This is a genomic window from Halalkalibacter sp. HAAS-P013 (genome assembly GCF_056619925.1).
In genome coordinates this window covers 1-18,597 of record NZ_JBWQTU010000017.1, presented here as the reverse complement: position 1 = coordinate 18,597, position 18,597 = coordinate 1, and the positions used below count along the sequence as shown (strand labels likewise).

The window sequence follows — 18,597 nt, the reverse complement described above, 5'->3', positions numbered from 1 at the left end:
ATAGTACCATTTTAAGTGAGTCCACTTGAGCCAACAAAGTGGGACGAGGTACCCGTCCCCCTGACCCACCTACTCCCCCATCACCCTCAACACCTCACGAAACACCCCGCTCGGCTTCCTCCGCAACTCCTCATAATCAACCACTTTAACAAATTCGCCTTTCACAATCTCGATCTTACTCTTCAACCCATCCATCCGCACTTCAACATCCTTAAACCGAAAACGCTGCACACTACTAGCTTCATCTAATTGTTCCGAGTCAAGATCGACCAATATCCGGTCCGATACCCGCCGCAGCATTCGCCAAACCGACAGTTCATCCTTCGATTTCATGAATAACTCTGGTAATTCCTTCGCTTCCTTCAAAAGGGTGAGTGTCGTCATCGCATACCCTGCTATTCCATAATGAACAGGCTTAATCACAGAGCCCAAATTCATCCAAGAATCAACCACAAACCGCACAGATCCATCATCTCCGACCGACACATCTCTAACTTTCCCGTAATTCCACACACCATTTCGAGTCATCTTCGCCTCTTTGCTTACATACAGCGCTACATAAGATGCTTCCTGCCAGCCTCGTTTTAACGCACCTGCATCCAATACGTACGCCGCCTCCTGCATGCACCTTCTATAATGATCCTCACTCGAAACAAGTCCAAGTAGGACATACTCATCCAACGAGGAAATCCAGTCCGCTTTCGTCCCTCTCGGCAAAATCCCTTCCTCTTGAATCTCTTCAGGACTTTTTTCAGTTAAATGCTCGACAAATTGTTCGACCATATCCGTAGCTGAAGGTAAAAATGGCAAACCACCAATATTTACTTCATCAATACTTTTGTAAAAATGGTGATCTGAATACCCTGCCTCATCTTCCCATGGAAACAACACATACGCCCCGAAAGCCGTGCGCTCATATGGCCCTTTCTGTTTGGCTACAATTGAATCACGGTAGCGGTGCATCGTATTGATGTCTTCTTCTAACGGACCCGGAGTTTTATAACGATTTCCGTAATAGCTATCTTCTACAGCAAAATCAATTCGGTATTTAGCATCAAATACATAGTCATAAGAATAATCCTTGCTTTTCTTAGCGATGCTCAGTACACTATCCGGCTTTTGCGTCGTTGTTGGATTACGTTCCGTGTGCTGATACGTTAAAACAATCTTCTCGTCTGTCACTGGATGCTTGAAAACACGCTTAGCGGATTGATTCATATCGAGTCTTACAAATAATCCGTCTCGATTTACTTTGACCACATCCTGACTTACCTGATGGTATTTCTTACGTAACAGTTGACCAAGCTTTAAGAACGTCCACACTTCATATAGCTCTGCAACATCTTTTACCGACATTTGATAAAGTTTCCCTTGTAACGCTAATCCTTTTGAAACGGTTAAATAAATTTGAAAGGCGTCGCGATAGCCTGGTGCCATTTGCAAAACAAGACTCATAACGGAACGGTCCAACAAACCAATTTCTTTCCAAAACGGATTTTTCTTCTTCAACGTTAGCTTGCGAATCATGTCTTTCACTTTCTCTAAAAGATCCTCATCCGCTTCCGTCTTTCGCCATTTTTGAACCGTTAGCTTCTCATATAAAAACTCGAGTTTCTCAATTAAACGCCCGATCATCCATTTGACATAGCGATTTTCAAGTGTATCATACGTTAACTCTTTCCTAATTCGCAGTCCTTCTTTTGGCATCATGTTTCGATTCGCTAGCTCGACTCCATTTTTCACTTCAACAAAAACATGTGGGTTCTTTCTCAAATAACTACGAGCCTTCGAATCCAAACGCTGCAGCTGATCTCCTCTTGCTTTCTCATGCTGTTTCACCAATTTATGATGAGGCTGCCGCTCGATCCGTTCAATCGCCCATAAAAAAGCTTGAAAATGCACCGTGATCAATCGGTAAAACTCCGCTAAAGAAGGCTGTCCGTCAAGCTTCACCTTTGCACCTAAATATGTCTTTTTTAAAAAATGATACGCAAGATTGTAGATCTCATCATTCACTTCTTCTAATAACTTTTGATAATCTCGCTTGTAATCAAGCTTTGATGGGAAGATCTCCAACGTTACCTGCAGCAACGTCTCTCGCTCAGTCCGAACCTCAAATGTCGAGAGCCCTACCTCATTTTGAAACTGCAAACTGCCCATCAACAAATACGACGAGCCAAGCTCCACCCGGCTAATCGCCTTTCGAAGGCTAGGATGTTCATGATAAAACGAAAGCTCCTTGTCTCCTTTAGGATGGACAATGACTTGATAGACACTATTCTCAAAGAAAATCGGTCGTAAATCGGAAGGGGCAACGAGTTGTTGTTGCTCCACATCATAGACAAGGATCTTCTCAACTGAGTTCCCACTCCAATCAAATTGCATCACATCATGAAAATCCAATGTTCGATACTGCTGCAACCCCTCATACCGCTCATGATAAGGTCTTCCTTTTATCACAAGCGAAAACGTCGTCGTTTCTATCACAACCAGCTCGACTTCCTTAGGAGCTGATCCAGAAGGAAGTAAAGCCATCGTCTTCTAACCTCCTTATCATCTCTAACACTTTCTCCGCACTCTTTGGATACACCGCATAAGTGACATCCTCCAACGTCGCATCCTGTGCATACTCTATTTCTTTATTAGTAAACAACTTGAACAATGCCTTTAACACCCGTTCAATTCTTGTATCACTGCCTGCTAACCGTGGCAAGATCTTTTGCAAAATGCAATGATCAAGCGCCGTTTTTCGTTCCATTACCTTGCTTTCTTCATTATAAGCAAGGTAAAAACAAATCTCATCCCGCACCCGATAACCTACATGTGATCCATTGATTTGCAAGACGTTATTAATCTCCACTAGAACTCTTGTCACCTCTTCGACAAGCTCTGGATAAGCTGAATACACATCCTTTAAATGAAGATACTTTGTGGCAAACACACCATTATGTAAAACAACAGGGTCCATTTCCTCTCTATCTTGTAAAAATTGAAGGTAATCAAGCTTCACCCGATTGAACTCAAGCGTATTCGCCCGGTCTAACACCTTCTTACTAAAAGGATGAGTCGTTTCATCCATATTAACGGTTCCAATGATGTACACATTCGCAGGCAAATAAATATCTCTCCCCGCCATTTCTTCAGATAGAACCGTCGAGGTAACCAATCTACCCTCTTCCCATTTCCGACTCTCCATCACACTTAACAAATCACTAAAATAATGCTCGACACGCGCTAAATTCATCTCATCAAGCAAAACAAAATACGGCCGCTTGGGATCATCAATCGCTTTTTTTATCACACTCGTCAGCGGCCCTTCTTTGAACTCACCTTTAATATCCGTATACCCAAGCAAGTCCGAACCATCGCTCCAATCAGGACGTACCGGAATAAGAGCAAACTGGCCATTGTCCTCTGTTGCCCCTACACTCTCAGCAAACCACTGGACGATTTTTGTTTTGCCAGTACCGGAGATACCTGAGAGGATGACGAATGGCTTTGTTTTTAAGGAGTAAAAGAAGTTTGTGACTTCTTCTTTTTCGTAGTAGAAGCCTTTGCTAGTTATGTAGGAATGGACATGCTCGATGACTTCTTTTGAGGATAAAAATGTTGCTTTTTCTTCAACCACAATTTCAACATCCTTTTTTGAAATATTATAAGCATTGTTATTTTGATTAATAAGATCCCAAGAGTCATCAATTAAATTGACATGTTGCAACCACATTAATAGATTTTGAGTTCGTTCTGTTGCAACCGATTCAACCATATAGTTTTCACCACGAGAATTTTCAACTATTAACATACCCAATTTAACTAGAACATCTTTTTTAGTTCTTTTAGATTCTCTGTGTAAAACTTCTAAGACAATTAAACACATCTTAAAATAGTCTCTTTGGAGCATCAAATCCTTTAATACAGATAATTTATTAGTTGATTGAACGTATTCTTGAATTGCCGATTCGTTCCTCTTATTAGATTCATCTAAAAAACCCAATAGTCGTAGATCTTGTCGAGACCTTGATTTTATTCGATATTGGTTACCTTCTATTTCATTACTTAATTTTTCAGGAAGGTATGTTTCATTAACAACTTCTTCTAAGAAGAATATAACTTTATTTATTTGCTCAGTTGGCAATTCATTAGTTTTAAACCGTTTAAAGGAAAGCATAATTGAAGGTTTTTTCTTCACAATTACAAAAGGTAAAACCGCAAAGAAGGACATGATAATTGAAGCTATTTGGTCTTTTGCTTTAAGATCATTTGTTGTAATAGTCCTATTCTTAATAAGCTGTTCCCAAGATAAATATAATAATTCAAAGCTCAACAGCTCCCAGGGATATTCCGATTCTCCTAATTCATAATTCTGTCTAAATGTTTCAGTTTCAACATAAAGGCCCTTCTCATCTACTTTCGTTATCAAAATTGACTCTTCTGTTGATAACGATTTAAACACATTAAGTTTTTTAGTTATTTTTCTTAAAAGTAACTTTAATAAATCTTCCTTATCAATATCCTGTTTATTATTGTCATGTCTTAATTCTTTTTCTCTTACATAATTATTTTCAGTGGATCCATATATTATCTCTTTAACAATAATAGCTAGCTCAGCTTCGCTAGTGTCCTTAAATTCGTCAACTATCTGTAAGCTACTTTTGGATAATTCCTTTTGGTACCAACCACTTCTACCATTATCGTGAAGTGAATCAAAGTCGTCTCTCCTATTTTTCACTGTATTAGGTTTGATTCCTAGCCTAGTTCCAACATCTTTAAACGCAGAAGTAAAAGTATTATAATTTAAAACCTCTAATGCTCTTCTATCATATTTTGATAAGAAATAAGCAACTATAAGTACTTTCCTTTGATTTGATTCTGTCATGAAATCACCATTCTTAAAATTAATTATAGTCATTAATATATTACCATTATTTAACACACACAAAAATATCTTTCTAAAAATACTAAAGCAAAAAGCCTTCCTATTACGGGAAGACTTATAAATAAAATAACTAAACCAGCGCCCGCAAAACAGCAGAAGACTCCTTAATAAACCCATCCCAACAATCCTGTTTTTTTGCCCACTGAGTAACATTCTGATCGCCTGCTGACTCCCGTAGATAATTTAATGCATTTGTAGCAATAATCCTAACTACATCTCTCCATTCATTAGATAGCCCTTGCTTGTTCCAGACTTCAATTAGAGAAATACGATCCTTGTATAAGTGACCAATCATAGCAACAGTGTAGTAAATAACATTTGCTCTGTACCCTTTTAGTTTCAGTTCATCAATTATCTCCGCAACATAGGCATTAATTAACCTTCTAGCAATCAGTTCCTTGTAAAAATCATTGCTAATATTTTGTATTGGCTTAGTAACTTCTCCATCATCATTAGTATTCAAACTTTGCTTCCAATACTGACTGTTTAAGTCCATAAACTTCTTGAAAGCTTCCTCTCCACCTTTACTTGAGACGTGAGGATATCCATCCCAAGACATAAAGTATTTCGCCAATTCAACCTTTGTTATAACGTTTTCTTTAGGGTACATCTTCTTAAATGCTGTTTGTTCTTTTCCTTTTAAACGACGGCTAATATCAACCATGTATTGGCCTCTAGCACGTTCGAAATACCACTTGGATTCCTCTTTACGGTTATCAAGCGTAGGTATCCAAGTATTGCGTGATAGTTTTTCTATATCCGACATAAACCTTGTATTAGCCAAGAGGTCAGATTTATTTATCTTGTTTTGAGTGTTTGCATATTCAGATATTTTTGTGATTAGTTGATCTTCTAAATCATGGCGGTCAACATTAGGAACAGCGTTTGCCTCACTTGTATTTAAAATGGTTAATTTAGTTTGTACATATACTCCGTCAAGATCAATTTCATTCTTAAAAGCCTGATGGATAGAGGCTGTTGTTTGACCTCCGTTAACAATTTGCCAGCCAGTTAACGATTTAAACTCGTATAGATTTGAATCTCCTATTTGAATAATGTCACCAGACTTAGCAACACTAGAAATACCGTTATTGTATGCAACAAATAGTTCTCGTTGCTCTGAGTCTTTTAACGTATCTCGTATACCTTTGTTTGTTCCTCCGCGTGCTTGTAAGAATGAACGCACATTCCGTTCTACCAATTTTGGCCCCCAGTCATCGTATAGTTTTGCTAGTAGAGCTGCAGGGATAGCACCAATATAGCAATCTATTAAACCATTTCCTGTGGGGTTAGGAACATGCATTAATTGAATGGTGGAGTTATATTCTTCTTCAAATTGAATATCAAAGTCTCTTATACCTTGCTCTGCTTCTGAGAGTTTATAAACTCTGTCCATGTCCCAAACATGTACATTTACTGTTTCAATTCCAGGAATAGTTAAATCAATTGGTTTATTTGTAAGGTAAAACTTAGTGGTGACTACAAAAATATTTACTTCCTCTATCTCATCTCGATTACTTCTAATTAACTTAATTAGATCAAGAAATTCCATTGATTTATCTGCTGTTTCAAAGATAGAGTCAACGTTGGTAAAGAACCGTTTTGCTTTGTTTGCCACCTCTTTTATTGTAGTCATATTAACTACCGGTATAGAATCATTTGTAAATAACGGCTCATAATCAACAACGTAAAGGTTAAGGACATTCGTATCTTCAAAGTAAAGGTACCCGTTTATTTGTAGCTTTAAGTCTCGTTTAGAAAAGTATATAAGTGTAGGCTCGTCCTCCACATTGATATATGGAAGGACCTCTTGTAAAAACGGTGTTTGTCTTGATCCTATTAAATTTGCCTTCTGCTCAACAGTGTCTAAAAATTCTTGTAAAAATTCGAGTTTTCGTTTCTCTTCAATCATTTCTCTACTTCCTTTTATTCAACTTAAATACTTCTTCCACATCCACTATGAATTCTTCGCAATGAGATAAGTCTAAGGAATAGGAAACCCTGCTTACACCTTTAGGAAGCTGCTTGGATTCTATTCTAGGGAACTTTCCTCTTACCTCGTAGGCTAATTCTTCATGTATAAAAAAATAATTACTGTTATACTCTTCCACCTTAATATTCTTAAATAGAAGTGTTTCTCTAAATTTAACCGCAAGTGAGGGAGCTTTTTTTATAAGCTTCTCTTCAATACTTTTTGCTATATTTTCTAAAGTGCTACCAACTGTATCGTTCTTCTCAATTTTAAGTACATATAAGAATAACTCGTCGATAACAGGATTAAGCTCTAACTGTTTCTCACTCGAGATCTTGACTTCATCCTTTATCTTTGGAGAGAGAGTTTTAATTTCTATACCACTTTTCTTTCTAACAAAGTCTATCCTAAATCTCAACGGCCCTTTCCAATCATTAACAATTAGAGGAGGTTCCGACGGAAAATATTCTAGCCATTTGTTAATATAATATAACTCTCCAAATAAACCCGCTTCCTCTTCTTCAGAAAGTTTTGCTTCCCATTTCTTTTTAAAAAAGTTATGCCATCTATCTAGTACTTCATAAAGCGATGTATACAAAGGTAATTCTTCGTCTACTAGAATGTGATCTGCGATGTTCTGCAACACATTTTCGAATATGTCGTCACTTTCGTCTACTTCTTGTGATATTACTAAGAAGTTTTTCTCTTTTAATGGCCCAATTTTGGCAAAGTACTCTTGATTAATGTGGATTCCTCTCCACTTAGGGAATGCCTTTAGTTGCTCAACATTCCAACTTTCATTGGTAATATCTATATATAATCGCTTTTGATTATTTAGTAAGTCTAACCCTATCAACAAGTATGGTTTTTGAAAATAAATTGGCTCTAGCTGATACACATCTTTACTTTCTTCTTTTGATGCGCGTTCCATTAGTGTATTAAAACCATTGGATATATTTATCATCTTAATTATTCCTTTCCTACTGTTCGATTATGAACGTATCCAGAGCTAGTTTCTGTTTTATCACCTGATATTGAAGAATCTAGTTCTACATCTGGGAATGATACAGCGATCCCTATCGGTACAAAATTCTCACTGAAGGTTATATTTAATTTACTAAATGGTTCTACCTCTGGATGTAGCGGATATATCATCAATAAGGGGTTCTCTTTGTTCCGTAGTGCTTTATTTTTAGCTTTGTTATTCGAACTACCCTCAATATCAACAAACTCTTGATTTGAAGCAACAATTGCGCCTAAGTCTACCAGTTTATTAGCTTTTCCTTTGTCTTTGTCTATACTTCTTAACACTGCACTTTGAATTAATATCGGGCCTAAGTTGACTTCCCATTTTTTTATTCCCATTGCTTTTACTGGTTGGCTATTTAAAGTACTAGACGTTAAATCTACAATAGCTACATTAAACGTATTCAACTTACCTTTATTGTTTAAATCAGTTATATAGTTAGCTATTTTTTTACTATTTACCTTTGAAGCAGTTGAGCTAGTTTGATAACTAGATAAAAATTCAATAATAGTAGCGCTTGGTATTTGTTTAGCTATATGGTAACGAGTAGATCCTTCTTTAATCTTAAATTTATTGGCTATAGTTCTGACTAATTTAAGGGTTGCATCCATATTTTTTTCATAGAATGCCTTATCCTTGTCAAAAATACGAGTTTGCTGAAGGCTACTCGAATAATCTGGAGTTTTTTCCGCTGCCTTCATTTTATTTGGACTAGTAACACTCATACTCTTGTGATCTTTCATTTTCGCAGCATAATCTTCAGGTGTAACAGTTGACTTATCATATTTTTTGAATTCTTCTCTTAGTTCACTCATTACTAAAGCAAGATGTTCAAAGTTCTCTGCTAATTCCTTACTAGTATATATACGACACAGATCCATATATCCTTTTCTATAACCAAACCATCTTCCCATCTGCATTAGTGAATCATACATTGCACTGTTTCGATAGTAATAGGAAATAGATAAACCATCTAAGGTTAAACCCCTAGATAATTTGTTACCACCAATTGCAATTACGTTTAGTCCATTTTCTTTGTGCTTTTCATATTCAAGTGCATCTTCACTTTCACCATTTATTTCCATAACTTCTACCTTACCAATAATCTTTCTAACTTCTTTATAGACTTCAATCCAAGTATAAATTTCGTGTTTTTCATTAGACATATCATTAAATGATTGAATTGGTAAAATATCTTCTTCATATAAAACCCTTAATTTATCTATAAACTGACTATCTGAGTCGTAAAGTACTTCGTTAGACAATTTCTTATAGAACTTATCAATGACACTACACATTGAGTTTTGGACATCCGTGAACCTACTAGTGTGTATGAGCATAGAATTATGTTCGCTCTTCTGTCCTCTTAAATTTCTAATAGCAATAGTTAATAAAAATGAAAGAATAGCCTCCTGCATAGTTGGTGGAACTTCTTTGAATAAATCGTTATCATCTTTACTTTTAATATCATCTAGTAAACTAACATCCATATCACTAAGATACCTAATGTACACCGGCTTATTATCTTCCATATATCCAGATGTGTTAAAGAATTCGTCTGGGCCACAATAGTCCTTAGGTTTAGGTAAAGATATTGCAAAGTCTTTTGGGTATAAGTCTATTCCAACATCATTGTGATTCGCACCAGCGTCAATTAATAAGTTCGCAAATGGCGTAGCAGTATAACCCACATATGCCTTTTTATCGAATAAACTTAATAACTCTCTGATCAGCTTATTTATAGTACTTGGTGCGGTTTTATTACTTGTATCAACACTAGCCTGGTCTGCCTCATCATCAATAATTAAGGTTGGTGGATTAATATCTGACATATTAATACTTGTCCTAATCAAATCGATAAGGTTCGGAAGAACATCTTTATGTTTCTTTACAACTGCCAATATAGGCTTATCTAAGTTCTTAATCCCAATGGCATTTGCTGTTGAGATATCCTCTTGTGGCGTTGTCCATGTTTCTATTTGTGTACCACCAGTTTTTATCTTAGCTACACCTTGTTTTTCATTTGTGATAGGATCTATGGTCCCTACAACCTCTTTTTCTAGTCGAAATTGGGTTTGAGTCCTTAAATCATTGTGCATTCCAGCTAATACTATTACTAACTTATAACCAACATCAAATGCTTTATTGATTAGCCCTGTAAAGTTAGCAGTTTTACCTGATTGGACATACCCCAAAACCAACCCCCTATTATCAAAATCTTCTTTTGCCTTTGGGTTACCAATACAATCTAGTATCTCATTGGTAGAAATATCTATTGAGCTAACCGTATCAGCATCCCATTTCTTCTCACTTAAAAGATATTTTTCATATCTAGGCCAGAAATATGAATATCCCTTAGAGCAATCACCCCAATTAAATGATCCACTCCCTTTTAAGACATTGGGCTTTTCTACATCAATAGAACCGTACTTTGCGTATGCTTCCAAGGCCAAACTTTCTTTTAAATCTTCCTCTAGCTGTCCTACTTTGTTAGTAAAATTTTCTTCCGTTTGCTTGATTGCTCGAATTAAAGGGTCTTGCATACCATAGTTTTTGTACATTTTGAATAATTCATCAATCATAATTAAATAGCTAACTCTATCAAAATTTGACACTAGCAACAACTTCTTTCTTTACGATATCTTTTATAGTATGAATCTCTACACCCTCAAAGCCATTCATTAATGATATGGACTCGGAAATTTGATCTAAACTTATTTCCACACCAGAATTTACAAGTATTTCTGCATATTCTATAATTGTTTTCTTCTGGTTCTCATCGATTTTTTGCCTCTCTTGTTTAACCATGGATTCCGTCTTTAATAGATTGTTGGGTGATCCTAACTCAATTAACTTAAGATATAGATTTACCTTCCTTTTCACCCCATCATCTAACTGTTTCAAAATATTTGTTAAAACAGGATGGTTTCTATTAAGCACATAATTGCTAATATTTTCATCTGAGTGTAATTCCCATGTGTTTAATGAGCCTTTAACTTTTTCCCCTGTTCTTGATGCTCTAGTTCTATAGAGCATTATTTCATGGGAGAGTTGTCTATAGTATTTAGCTATTGCTTCCAATGCTACCTTGATATCTTCCGGCATAGTGACAGTAGATTTCTTAACGTCTAACTTCCACTCTTCATCGGCTTCATTAGTAAAGTCTACTTTTATTCTTACTAATTCTGAGATTGCATCCTTGGGAAACAATCCAAACCAATCACCATATGATACCAATCTATTCTCCCTATAAATGTAAAAACCTTGGTGATCTCTCCAGCCTTTTATACCCCCAGCCTCCCTATACTCTCTTTTATTAAAAGTTGAAGGGTGTGGAAGTACATAAGGAGTAACTATTACCTTTTTTCTATTTGATTGAAGATATTGAATCTCTCCTTCATAACATCTAGGATTTCCCTCTAAGAATGGATTCCATGGTAGAAGTTGATTACCGTTAATCTCCAAAAGAATTTCTCTTTCTAATAAGACGTGAAAAACCATCTCTAGGTACTTCTGAATACGATTCACCTTGCTAAAGAAGCTACCTGACTTTACAATATTATTAGTCCCATAACCGCAAAATCTATCTAGTTTATCAATAAACACAATTGTACCGTTATCCCCATGTATTTCGTTAAAATCTAACGCAATATCTATAGGTATTGATTTATAAAGTAACCATTCATTCTCTTTACTTACATAGTCCAAGTCCCAACATCTGATAGACAACTTAGAGTCCTTTTTACTAACAACGGTTAACCTTTTTCCCAAAGAAAAAGCAGCAGTTTTTAACCCCATACCAAATCTACCTAATTCATCACGCTCACGTTTATCTCTTGGGTCCTTAGATCCAACGGTCATTGCTGTTTGTAGTTCAATTTCATCCATGCCGATACCATTATCAATTATTTTAATAGATCCATTTCCTTTGTTATATGAAAACTCGAGACAAATTTTAGTTGCTTTAGCATCAATACTATTATCTATTAAATCAGCTATCGCTGTCTGAGAGTTGTATCCAATACTTCGTAAAGCTTGGATTACCGGAGCAGCCGATGGTTGTGTAATTATTTCATCCATAAAGTTCACCTATTTCCACTTGAATTCCATATATATTATTCTAGCAGGTTAAAGACGGAAATACAGCTTAACCACCTAATTTCGGATTATAAAAATGTTGGAAATTGTAAATGATTGTTGAAAATAGTTTTGTATACAAAAAAGCCTAGAGTATACCATGCCTCTAAGCTTAATGTAACTTACTTATTTCTAAATTCATCTATTACTAAGTTTTTAGGTTTAACTTTCATAAATTTTCTATATTGTTCAAGTTAATGGCCAGCAAAAACAATCAACACCTGTACTGATCCCTTTAGGTTGGTCCAATGCAAAACATGTTTCTGTTTGAGGTACGTAAAATTCATTAACGCATCGCCAGCCTCCCTTACAAAGGAAGGCGTTACTCTTGGATTTATTTTAAAGCCAAAACTTCTTTATTTCTCATAGATAAATCTTGTTTAATAAAATCACTAACACTTGTTAAAGGATCTCTACCGAGTGTTTTCAATACACTTTCTGCGACGAATCTAGCTAATAAAGGAGGAACAGCATTTCCTACCTGCTGATACTGTGCATCTTTTGTACCTTCAAATACAAAATTATCTTGAAAAGACTGTAGTCTTGCAGCTTCTCTAATAGTAACTGCTCTATTTTTTGAAGGGTGAATCCACATAGACTTCCTTACATTTAGAACTGTCCCAGAAGTTTCATTATAATTTAAACGTTTATATACAGTATTCTGAGTTCGACTATGATCACTGTAAGATGTTTTAAGTGAATCATCTAAATCATGAAAATTTTGACCAGGACGCAATTTTTCAAAGCGTTTTAACGCAGTATCTCTTGTATCAGTTCTTACATGATTGTATATCTCGTAAGTATTGTTTTCATTATAATATTTATTAATCCCCGTCTTAACATTAGTCGCTTTAATAGAAATTGATGGGGCATTAACATCCGTACTAGTGTCTAATTCCTCTAAATCTTGAATCGCATCACCGATTCGGTAAAAGTTCTCTTCATTAGTAATAATTTCACATGGAAGCTTAATAATTTGATTGTTTTCGTTTAAAAATTGTTCTTTTGCCCCGACAATGAATAATCTTTTTCTAAATTGAGGCACACCAAAGTTAGCTGCATTTAAAATATACTTTTCATCTTCATTTATTCTGTAGCCGATAGACTTAAACTTCTTTTTAACATATTCAAAAACATTATATGTCTTAAGATTAACTACTATATTCCCTTCATTAACTTCAATTTTAAAATCAATTTTATGGTGAAGTAATTCACTTAATTTCATGAGTGTTTTTTGAGTCTCGATAATAAAATATAAGTGTTCAATTATATTATTTTCGTCTTCTCCGAGCAGTATTTTCCCCAAACAATTACCAAGCGAATCCCATTCATCTCTATAATGTTGTCCAATATACTCTTGATGCAGATTCTCCCACTTTTGTATTACATTCTCAAAATAATTAAAGTTCCCTTTCTTTTTCAAATAGGTTTTCACCTTATTAATTGACCCTTGCCTTAATAAAGAACCTATCTTTGAAAATACGTCCTCATCCATTAAATAAAGTTTTATCTTGCTAATCTCATCAAGTGACTTTATGAATGGTTCCGAAACTATTGAAGAATCACCAATTATTATTTTCTCAGTAGTATAGATTAAATTCAAATCTTTTAATTCTTCTTTATCAGAATAAGAAAGGAAAAATTTATGTTTATCTGAGCGCATAGTATTAACATTTTCCATCACAAATATTAAGGGTTCAAGTTTTTCAATAACCTTTATATAATCTTTTACTAACTGGTTATTACTAGAGATAATTGTATTTTTCTGACGATTAGCATTAGAAAAACCTTGGCAAGGCGGTCCTCCGATTACTACCTCAACACCAGTTTCCTTTAATTGTTCTATTTGAGCTTCTTTTATATCGCGTATGTCTTTAAAAAACAAATCATCTTTTAACCGGTTGTGATTCCTTTTGTATGTCTTTCGTGCATACTTATCAAGTTCAACTGCAGCAACTACTTCAAAACAACCTGTTTGTTCAAAGCCAGCACTTAAGCCTCCTGCACCTGAAAATAAATCTACCACCTTTAATTTCTCCAAATTAATCACCTCTTAAGCTCCATTTTAGTAACTAAACTATATCGGCTAATCTCACCTTGTTTAAGATTCAATCTAAAGTATGGAACTTCACCTATATTTTAAATGATATACGATCGTATGTTCCGTTTCAATAAAATTTATGATTATATGTCTTCTTAATTTGCAACCCATAGAAGCAAATGTTATTTTATGGATAATATTTGAGTTACGGAGGGCTAAAAATGATCTATACAGAAAACTTATTAGAAGATATTATTATAAAACCTTATAGAGAAGGGTTACAAGAACTTTCTGTAGTAACAGGACAGACATCGCCGGCTTTTATTCATCATTTGTTATATTTATTGGAGAAGTTAGAGTTAAAGATAATTATTGGGTTAGCAATCGAAAAAACTATTCCTATCTGGGATCATAACGAGTACGTTAAGTTGTCTCAAAATACTAGGCGTCTATCTGTTAAATATTATCTAGGGTCTCCTCAGATACATTCGAATATTTACATTTGGTCAAATAAATCAAAAAATGAAGAATTAGCCTTTATTGGTTCTGCAAAATTTACCAGGAACAGCTTTAGTAAGTATAAAGAAGTTATGACAAGAGTCAATCCTTTAGAAATAAAAAATGAACTCCTTGGATTACAAAAAACTATTAACTGTACCGACCCAAATGTTTATAATCAGATTAAATTCTTAAGTAATAGAGGTAATTCTAGTAATATAAATACCCTAGATCTAATAAAGTATATAGGTGGAAGACCTTACGTTGATTTAAAGTTAACTGAAGCTAATGACGAAAAAAAGGTACCCTTAAAAAGTGGACTGAATTGGGGGCAAAGATCAGGAAGAAACCAAAATCAAGCGTATATAAATGTTCCAACTCATATTCGAAATACACATCCTGACTTTTTCCCAAATCAAAAAGAAAAATTTTCATTAGTTACTGACGATGGGTACCACTTTATTTGCATGATGTCACAAGATAATGCAAAAGCTATTACAACATCGAGAGACACGAGTGAGTTAGGAAAATACTTTAGAATGCGTTTAGGAGTAGGATTAGGAAATTTAATAACGATTAATGACCTTAACTCCTATGGTAGAAACTACGTTAGGATATATAAATTAAACGACGAAACTTATTTCTTAGAATTCAGTTAACAATAATACTAGTGCCTGGCACCACTGTACTTTGTCGATATGAATTGGATACACTTGGGTATAGGCAGTTAATCGCGTCTAATTCCGGCAGTGACAGTGGTTGCCCCCTTTTCTCCTTTTGAGTCTAAAGGAAGGATTACGATTACAAACACGTTCCATAAACGTGCTTATTATAAAAAGATGACTCCATTATTGTATTAGGGAGAAAAACATCTTTGCTTCTATAAAACCTCCCACTTAATAGATGGTATTGACCTCTGTCACAACAAAAAGCCCCTGGATTAATCCAGAAGCAAATATGTACTAACGTCTCTATTATGTTTAAACATGCGATATTTATGGTTCACTTCCCAGCGATAACCTCCATCAATCGTTTGAATGAACTCATGTAGAAGATCTAACGCTTCTAATCTCGCTCGTAATCTTCGGATGTTTTGCCTTAAGGTACTTTCCGGATCCCGTGACTGTTGAATTTTCCTTTGAATCATCTTTTCGCGTCGAACCCCTTCTGGATGACGCATAAGATACTCTAGTAGTGACACTTGATTGCTTGGAATCATGACTTCCTTTCCATATAAGGATAGCTTCGTGTCATTGAGGCTTAGACCTCCGTTAAATAAATGATAAATTTAAATTGTTATATCCCCAAAAAACTTTGATTTAAAAAAGTTTTTTGGGATTATTACATCATGCGCCCATTCATCAAGATAAGATATATAATAGAAGAAAATAGACTTATAAAGTTATTGATATTACAGGGGTTATTGCTTTCACTTTAAATATTTTAAAACAGATTAAAAAAAAACAGTTATGAGCAAAATTATGAGCATTTCTTATTAACTAGCACGAACTTTCCCCTACCCTGTTTCTTCTAAGTAACTAAAAAGTATAGTTTGTCAAAAAATAACCTTTTACACATAAAGAAGCCCTTACCGATAATTTAGAAGGGCTTTTCATAGAAATTAAATTGACAGTCCTAGAAAACCTGCTATAGTTACTAATGACGATACAGTACCTAGGGAACCTTTTAGAAAACCTATAATTTTTTGCGCTTTAGTTTTATCTTGTGTTTCAAATGCATCTTTTAAAAGTTCAGCATTAAACTGGGCTTGTTCTCTTTGTTGTTCATCAGGAATTTTTCTTATTTCTTCAAAGAGTTCTTTAAACGCTTTTTCTGAATCATCTATGTTTATATTTTGAATCTGATTAACATTATCAGCTTGTATAGCATTATTCCCTTTTAAGTTTGAGTTGTTAAAACTTCCTTCAATTTTTCTTTGGTTCATTTGGCCGTCTCCCCCATTAAATTGATTTACTATAGAAATAATAACACTGGGTGACTGACTTTCTAAGTGTCTTAATGCCTCTTCAGATAAAAAGCCATTTTGTAAGATGGACTCTAAGGAATCGGGAGTTCCTCTTAAATCAGTTGGAGGGTTTTCCGTCTTAGATTGCTTTTTTTTTTAATTTCGGCAGATAAATACTCTTTATAATCAGGATTAATTTTAAAAACCGGATAAAAGTCCGATGGTTTTAGCTCAAATTCTTCTCCACAAATACATTGAAATTCCTCAGTATACTCTTTCTCATTTGCTAATTTTAAAGTTCTATAACAATGTGGACACCTAAGTTCCCATTTTAAAATTAATTGATCGCCGACACCTGTTCTTTCCATCAGGTAATTAAAAGCTTCACTAGAAGATATGCCCAAATGTTTTGCTAAAGCTGAAGGATAAAACCTATCAACCCTATTTGATGCTAACAGTTCAATAAAACCTTCTAATCTTTTCCGGATTTCAAAGATATTAACCATCTGGGCACCTCCTTTTTCATTATTACCTAAATAATAACACGAGCCCTTACAAAGTCAATAACGGACTCTGTGACCTGTGATACAAAAACTACACTCTTAGTCGTTATTCCTATTCTTATGGTAAAAGTTTCATCTACATTCTCAATTGTAAATGGAAATTTTATAAATCCACCTTGATGCTGCAAATAAGGATTTAGATAGCTGAATAATGGGAGGGTTCTTATTTCACTACTCCCAGCCATACCTACAGTTTCCATACCCGACAATACTAGGGCAGCAAAAGGAACTATAGCCTCTCCTTGCATAAAGGAATCACTTGCATTTTGTAAGTGCATTTCTAAAACATCTGTATCTTTTGTTTGCATGTATTCATCAAGTGCTTTCAACACGTTTACTACTGATTCCATTTCTTCTTCATTAAACTCTTCAAAATATAACTCTGGTTTTGAAGTGGCTTCTGTTAGCTGTCCTCCTAAATTATCAGCAATGGTCCCCATTTCTTGCTCAAACGGTGCTTCAATTGGCTCCATAGTAATTTGTAACCCAAGAGTTTGTGCAACCTTTCTTGCGATGTCAGGCGCCTTTCTAGTGTCTCCTCTAATTTCTAAAATCCCCATATTTGCATCATAATAAACTGTTGATATAGCAGATTTGGCAATTGTTCTAATCATAGTAGGTGTAGTTTCATACCTTACACCACTTTTATATATATACCTTAAAAACGTTCCTGATTCGTTTATCGCTAATGACCCAATTAATAATTCTGGTGCCGTGGTAACATCACTTTCTTGAATTGCATTCATTTCAGTAAATGGGTTAAAGTTTGAATTGTCCCTAATAAGCCTTCGAAATTCTTCAGCTGATAATTCATCATCAAATCTATACCATGTAACCGCAGTTGATTTGGTGGCTAAAATTCTACTTTCAATTTTAGAAATTATTTGATCACTAAACCTATTTCGCTCTGGGTAAATTCTCATTACCAACTCATTTTTGTTAAGTGAAGTATCTATATTAAGATCAGCAGCTATATCCTTTAATAGTGGTTTAGTTAATTTAAACAAGTCTTGAATAAGCATAATATCTTTTATTGAGTGCATTTATTCCCCTCCCTTTCATATTATTATTCTTCTCTCTATTTCCAATTCCTTTTATAAACTAAAAAAATATAGAGCTAATTTGTAGGCTCTATGACAGTTCAACTTATTCTTCTATTTCTAATGCCGACAAACTCTTGACTAAATTGACAGTTTGAACAGACACATTAATTATACGAAGCAATAAATTAAAAAATATTTTTCATCATCAGAATAACCATTCGGATTATCTGTATTAACTTGATATTGAAATCCATTCAATTGCAGAACGGCCGTTTACCACAGAGTTAAAGTGCCTGTGGTCAAGCCCCCTAATAATAGACAAAGATAAATACGACATTAACCTGCAATTTTATAATCTAAATAATATCTCTTCGGAGTAACGAGACCCAGTTTATACTGGGTTCTTTTTTCGTT

At 34.8% G+C, this 18,597-nt stretch carries 12 protein-coding genes; 1 reads left to right on the top strand and 11 read right to left on the bottom strand.

Going from position 1 to position 18,597, the window contains the following annotated elements; genetic code table 11:
- Positions 1 to 69: 69 nt before the first annotated feature.
- The 7 genes from AC1FXP_RS19615 to AC1FXP_RS19585 all read right to left on the bottom strand — a co-directional run bounded on the left by AC1FXP_RS19615 (position 70) and on the right by AC1FXP_RS19585 (position 14,113).
- Positions 70 to 2,535: a DUF2357 domain-containing protein gene (locus AC1FXP_RS19615; protein ID WP_480063681.1), complete on the bottom strand. Its 2,466-nt coding sequence runs from the start codon at positions 2,533 to 2,535 to the stop codon at positions 70 to 72.
- A complete protein-coding gene (locus tag AC1FXP_RS19610; protein ID WP_480063680.1) occupies positions 2,504 to 4,876 on the bottom strand; it encodes an McrB family protein in 2,373 nt (790 codons plus the stop codon). Before AC1FXP_RS19610 ends, AC1FXP_RS19615 begins: the two co-directional genes overlap by 32 nt.
- Positions 4,877 to 5,006: 130 nt before the next feature.
- Positions 5,007 to 6,848 (bottom strand): AIPR family protein, encoded by a 1,842-nt coding sequence (locus AC1FXP_RS19605; protein WP_480063679.1) that lies wholly within the window; start codon positions 6,846 to 6,848, stop codon positions 5,007 to 5,009.
- Positions 6,849 to 6,852: 4 nt separating this feature from the next.
- Complete coding sequence (locus AC1FXP_RS19600; protein ID WP_480063678.1) at positions 6,853 to 7,872, bottom strand: PD-(D/E)XK motif protein; 1,020 nt, start codon at positions 7,870 to 7,872, stop codon at positions 6,853 to 6,855.
- Between the two features lie 5 nt (positions 7,873 to 7,877).
- Positions 7,878 to 10,550: a Z1 domain-containing protein gene (locus AC1FXP_RS19595; RefSeq protein ID WP_480063677.1), complete on the bottom strand. Its 2,673-nt coding sequence runs from the start codon at positions 10,548 to 10,550 to the stop codon at positions 7,878 to 7,880.
- Positions 10,537 to 12,015, bottom strand: coding sequence for an ATP-binding protein (locus AC1FXP_RS19590; RefSeq protein WP_480063676.1), 1,479 nt, complete (start codon positions 12,013 to 12,015; stop codon positions 10,537 to 10,539). Before AC1FXP_RS19590 ends, AC1FXP_RS19595 begins: the two co-directional genes overlap by 14 nt.
- Before the next feature lie 391 nt (positions 12,016 to 12,406).
- Complete coding sequence (locus AC1FXP_RS19585; protein WP_480063675.1) at positions 12,407 to 14,113, bottom strand: DNA cytosine methyltransferase; 1,707 nt, start codon at positions 14,111 to 14,113, stop codon at positions 12,407 to 12,409.
- A 221-nt stretch (positions 14,114 to 14,334) separates the two neighbouring features.
- Here AC1FXP_RS19585 and AC1FXP_RS19580 point away from each other — a divergent pair, with 221 nt between their 5' ends.
- The gene (locus AC1FXP_RS19580) at positions 14,335 to 15,270 is read left to right on the top strand and encodes a restriction endonuclease PLD domain-containing protein (protein ID WP_480063674.1); all 936 of its coding nucleotides are present in this window, start codon (positions 14,335 to 14,337) and stop codon (positions 15,268 to 15,270) included.
- A 281-nt stretch (positions 15,271 to 15,551) separates the two neighbouring features.
- Here AC1FXP_RS19580 and AC1FXP_RS19575 read toward each other — a convergent pair whose 3' ends face one another.
- From AC1FXP_RS19575 to AC1FXP_RS19560, 4 genes are all read right to left on the bottom strand, one after another.
- A complete protein-coding gene (locus tag AC1FXP_RS19575; protein ID WP_480063673.1) occupies positions 15,552 to 15,830 on the bottom strand; it encodes a helix-turn-helix domain-containing protein in 279 nt (92 codons plus the stop codon).
- A 402-nt stretch (positions 15,831 to 16,232) separates the two neighbouring features.
- Positions 16,233 to 16,556, bottom strand: coding sequence for a hypothetical protein (locus AC1FXP_RS19570; protein ID WP_480063672.1), 324 nt, complete (start codon positions 16,554 to 16,556; stop codon positions 16,233 to 16,235).
- Positions 16,557 to 16,690: 134 nt separating this feature from the next.
- Positions 16,691 to 17,083 (bottom strand): hypothetical protein, encoded by a 393-nt coding sequence (locus tag AC1FXP_RS19565; protein WP_480063671.1) that lies wholly within the window; start codon positions 17,081 to 17,083, stop codon positions 16,691 to 16,693.
- Positions 17,084 to 17,109: 26 nt separating this feature from the next.
- On the bottom strand, positions 17,110 to 18,183 hold the full coding sequence (locus tag AC1FXP_RS19560) for a hypothetical protein (protein WP_480063670.1): 1,074 nt from the start codon (positions 18,181 to 18,183) through the stop codon (positions 17,110 to 17,112).
- Between the last annotated feature and the right edge of the window lie 414 nt (positions 18,184 to 18,597).

Coding starts and splice junctions, on each gene's coding strand:
- AC1FXP_RS19570 (WP_480063672.1), bottom strand. CDS start 16,556: ATGAACCAAAGAAAAATTGAAGGAAGTTTTAACAACTCAAACTTAAAA.
- AC1FXP_RS19560 (WP_480063670.1), bottom strand. CDS start 18,183: ATGCACTCAATAAAAGATATTATGCTTATTCAAGACTTGTTTAAATTA.
- AC1FXP_RS19600 (WP_480063678.1), bottom strand. CDS start 7,872: ATGATAAATATATCCAATGGTTTTAATACACTAATGGAACGCGCATCA.
- AC1FXP_RS19565 (WP_480063671.1), bottom strand. CDS start 17,083: ATGGTTAATATCTTTGAAATCCGGAAAAGATTAGAAGGTTTTATTGAA.
- AC1FXP_RS19590 (WP_480063676.1), bottom strand. CDS start 12,015: ATGGATGAAATAATTACACAACCATCGGCTGCTCCGGTAATCCAAGCT.
- AC1FXP_RS19610 (WP_480063680.1), bottom strand. CDS start 4,876: ATGACAGAATCAAATCAAAGGAAAGTACTTATAGTTGCTTATTTCTTA.
- AC1FXP_RS19580 (WP_480063674.1), top strand. CDS start 14,335: ATGATCTATACAGAAAACTTATTAGAAGATATTATTATAAAACCTTAT.
- AC1FXP_RS19615 (WP_480063681.1), bottom strand. CDS start 2,535: ATGGCTTTACTTCCTTCTGGATCAGCTCCTAAGGAAGTCGAGCTGGTT.
- AC1FXP_RS19575 (WP_480063673.1), bottom strand. CDS start 15,830: ATGATTCCAAGCAATCAAGTGTCACTACTAGAGTATCTTATGCGTCAT.
- AC1FXP_RS19605 (WP_480063679.1), bottom strand. CDS start 6,848: ATGATTGAAGAGAAACGAAAACTCGAATTTTTACAAGAATTTTTAGAC.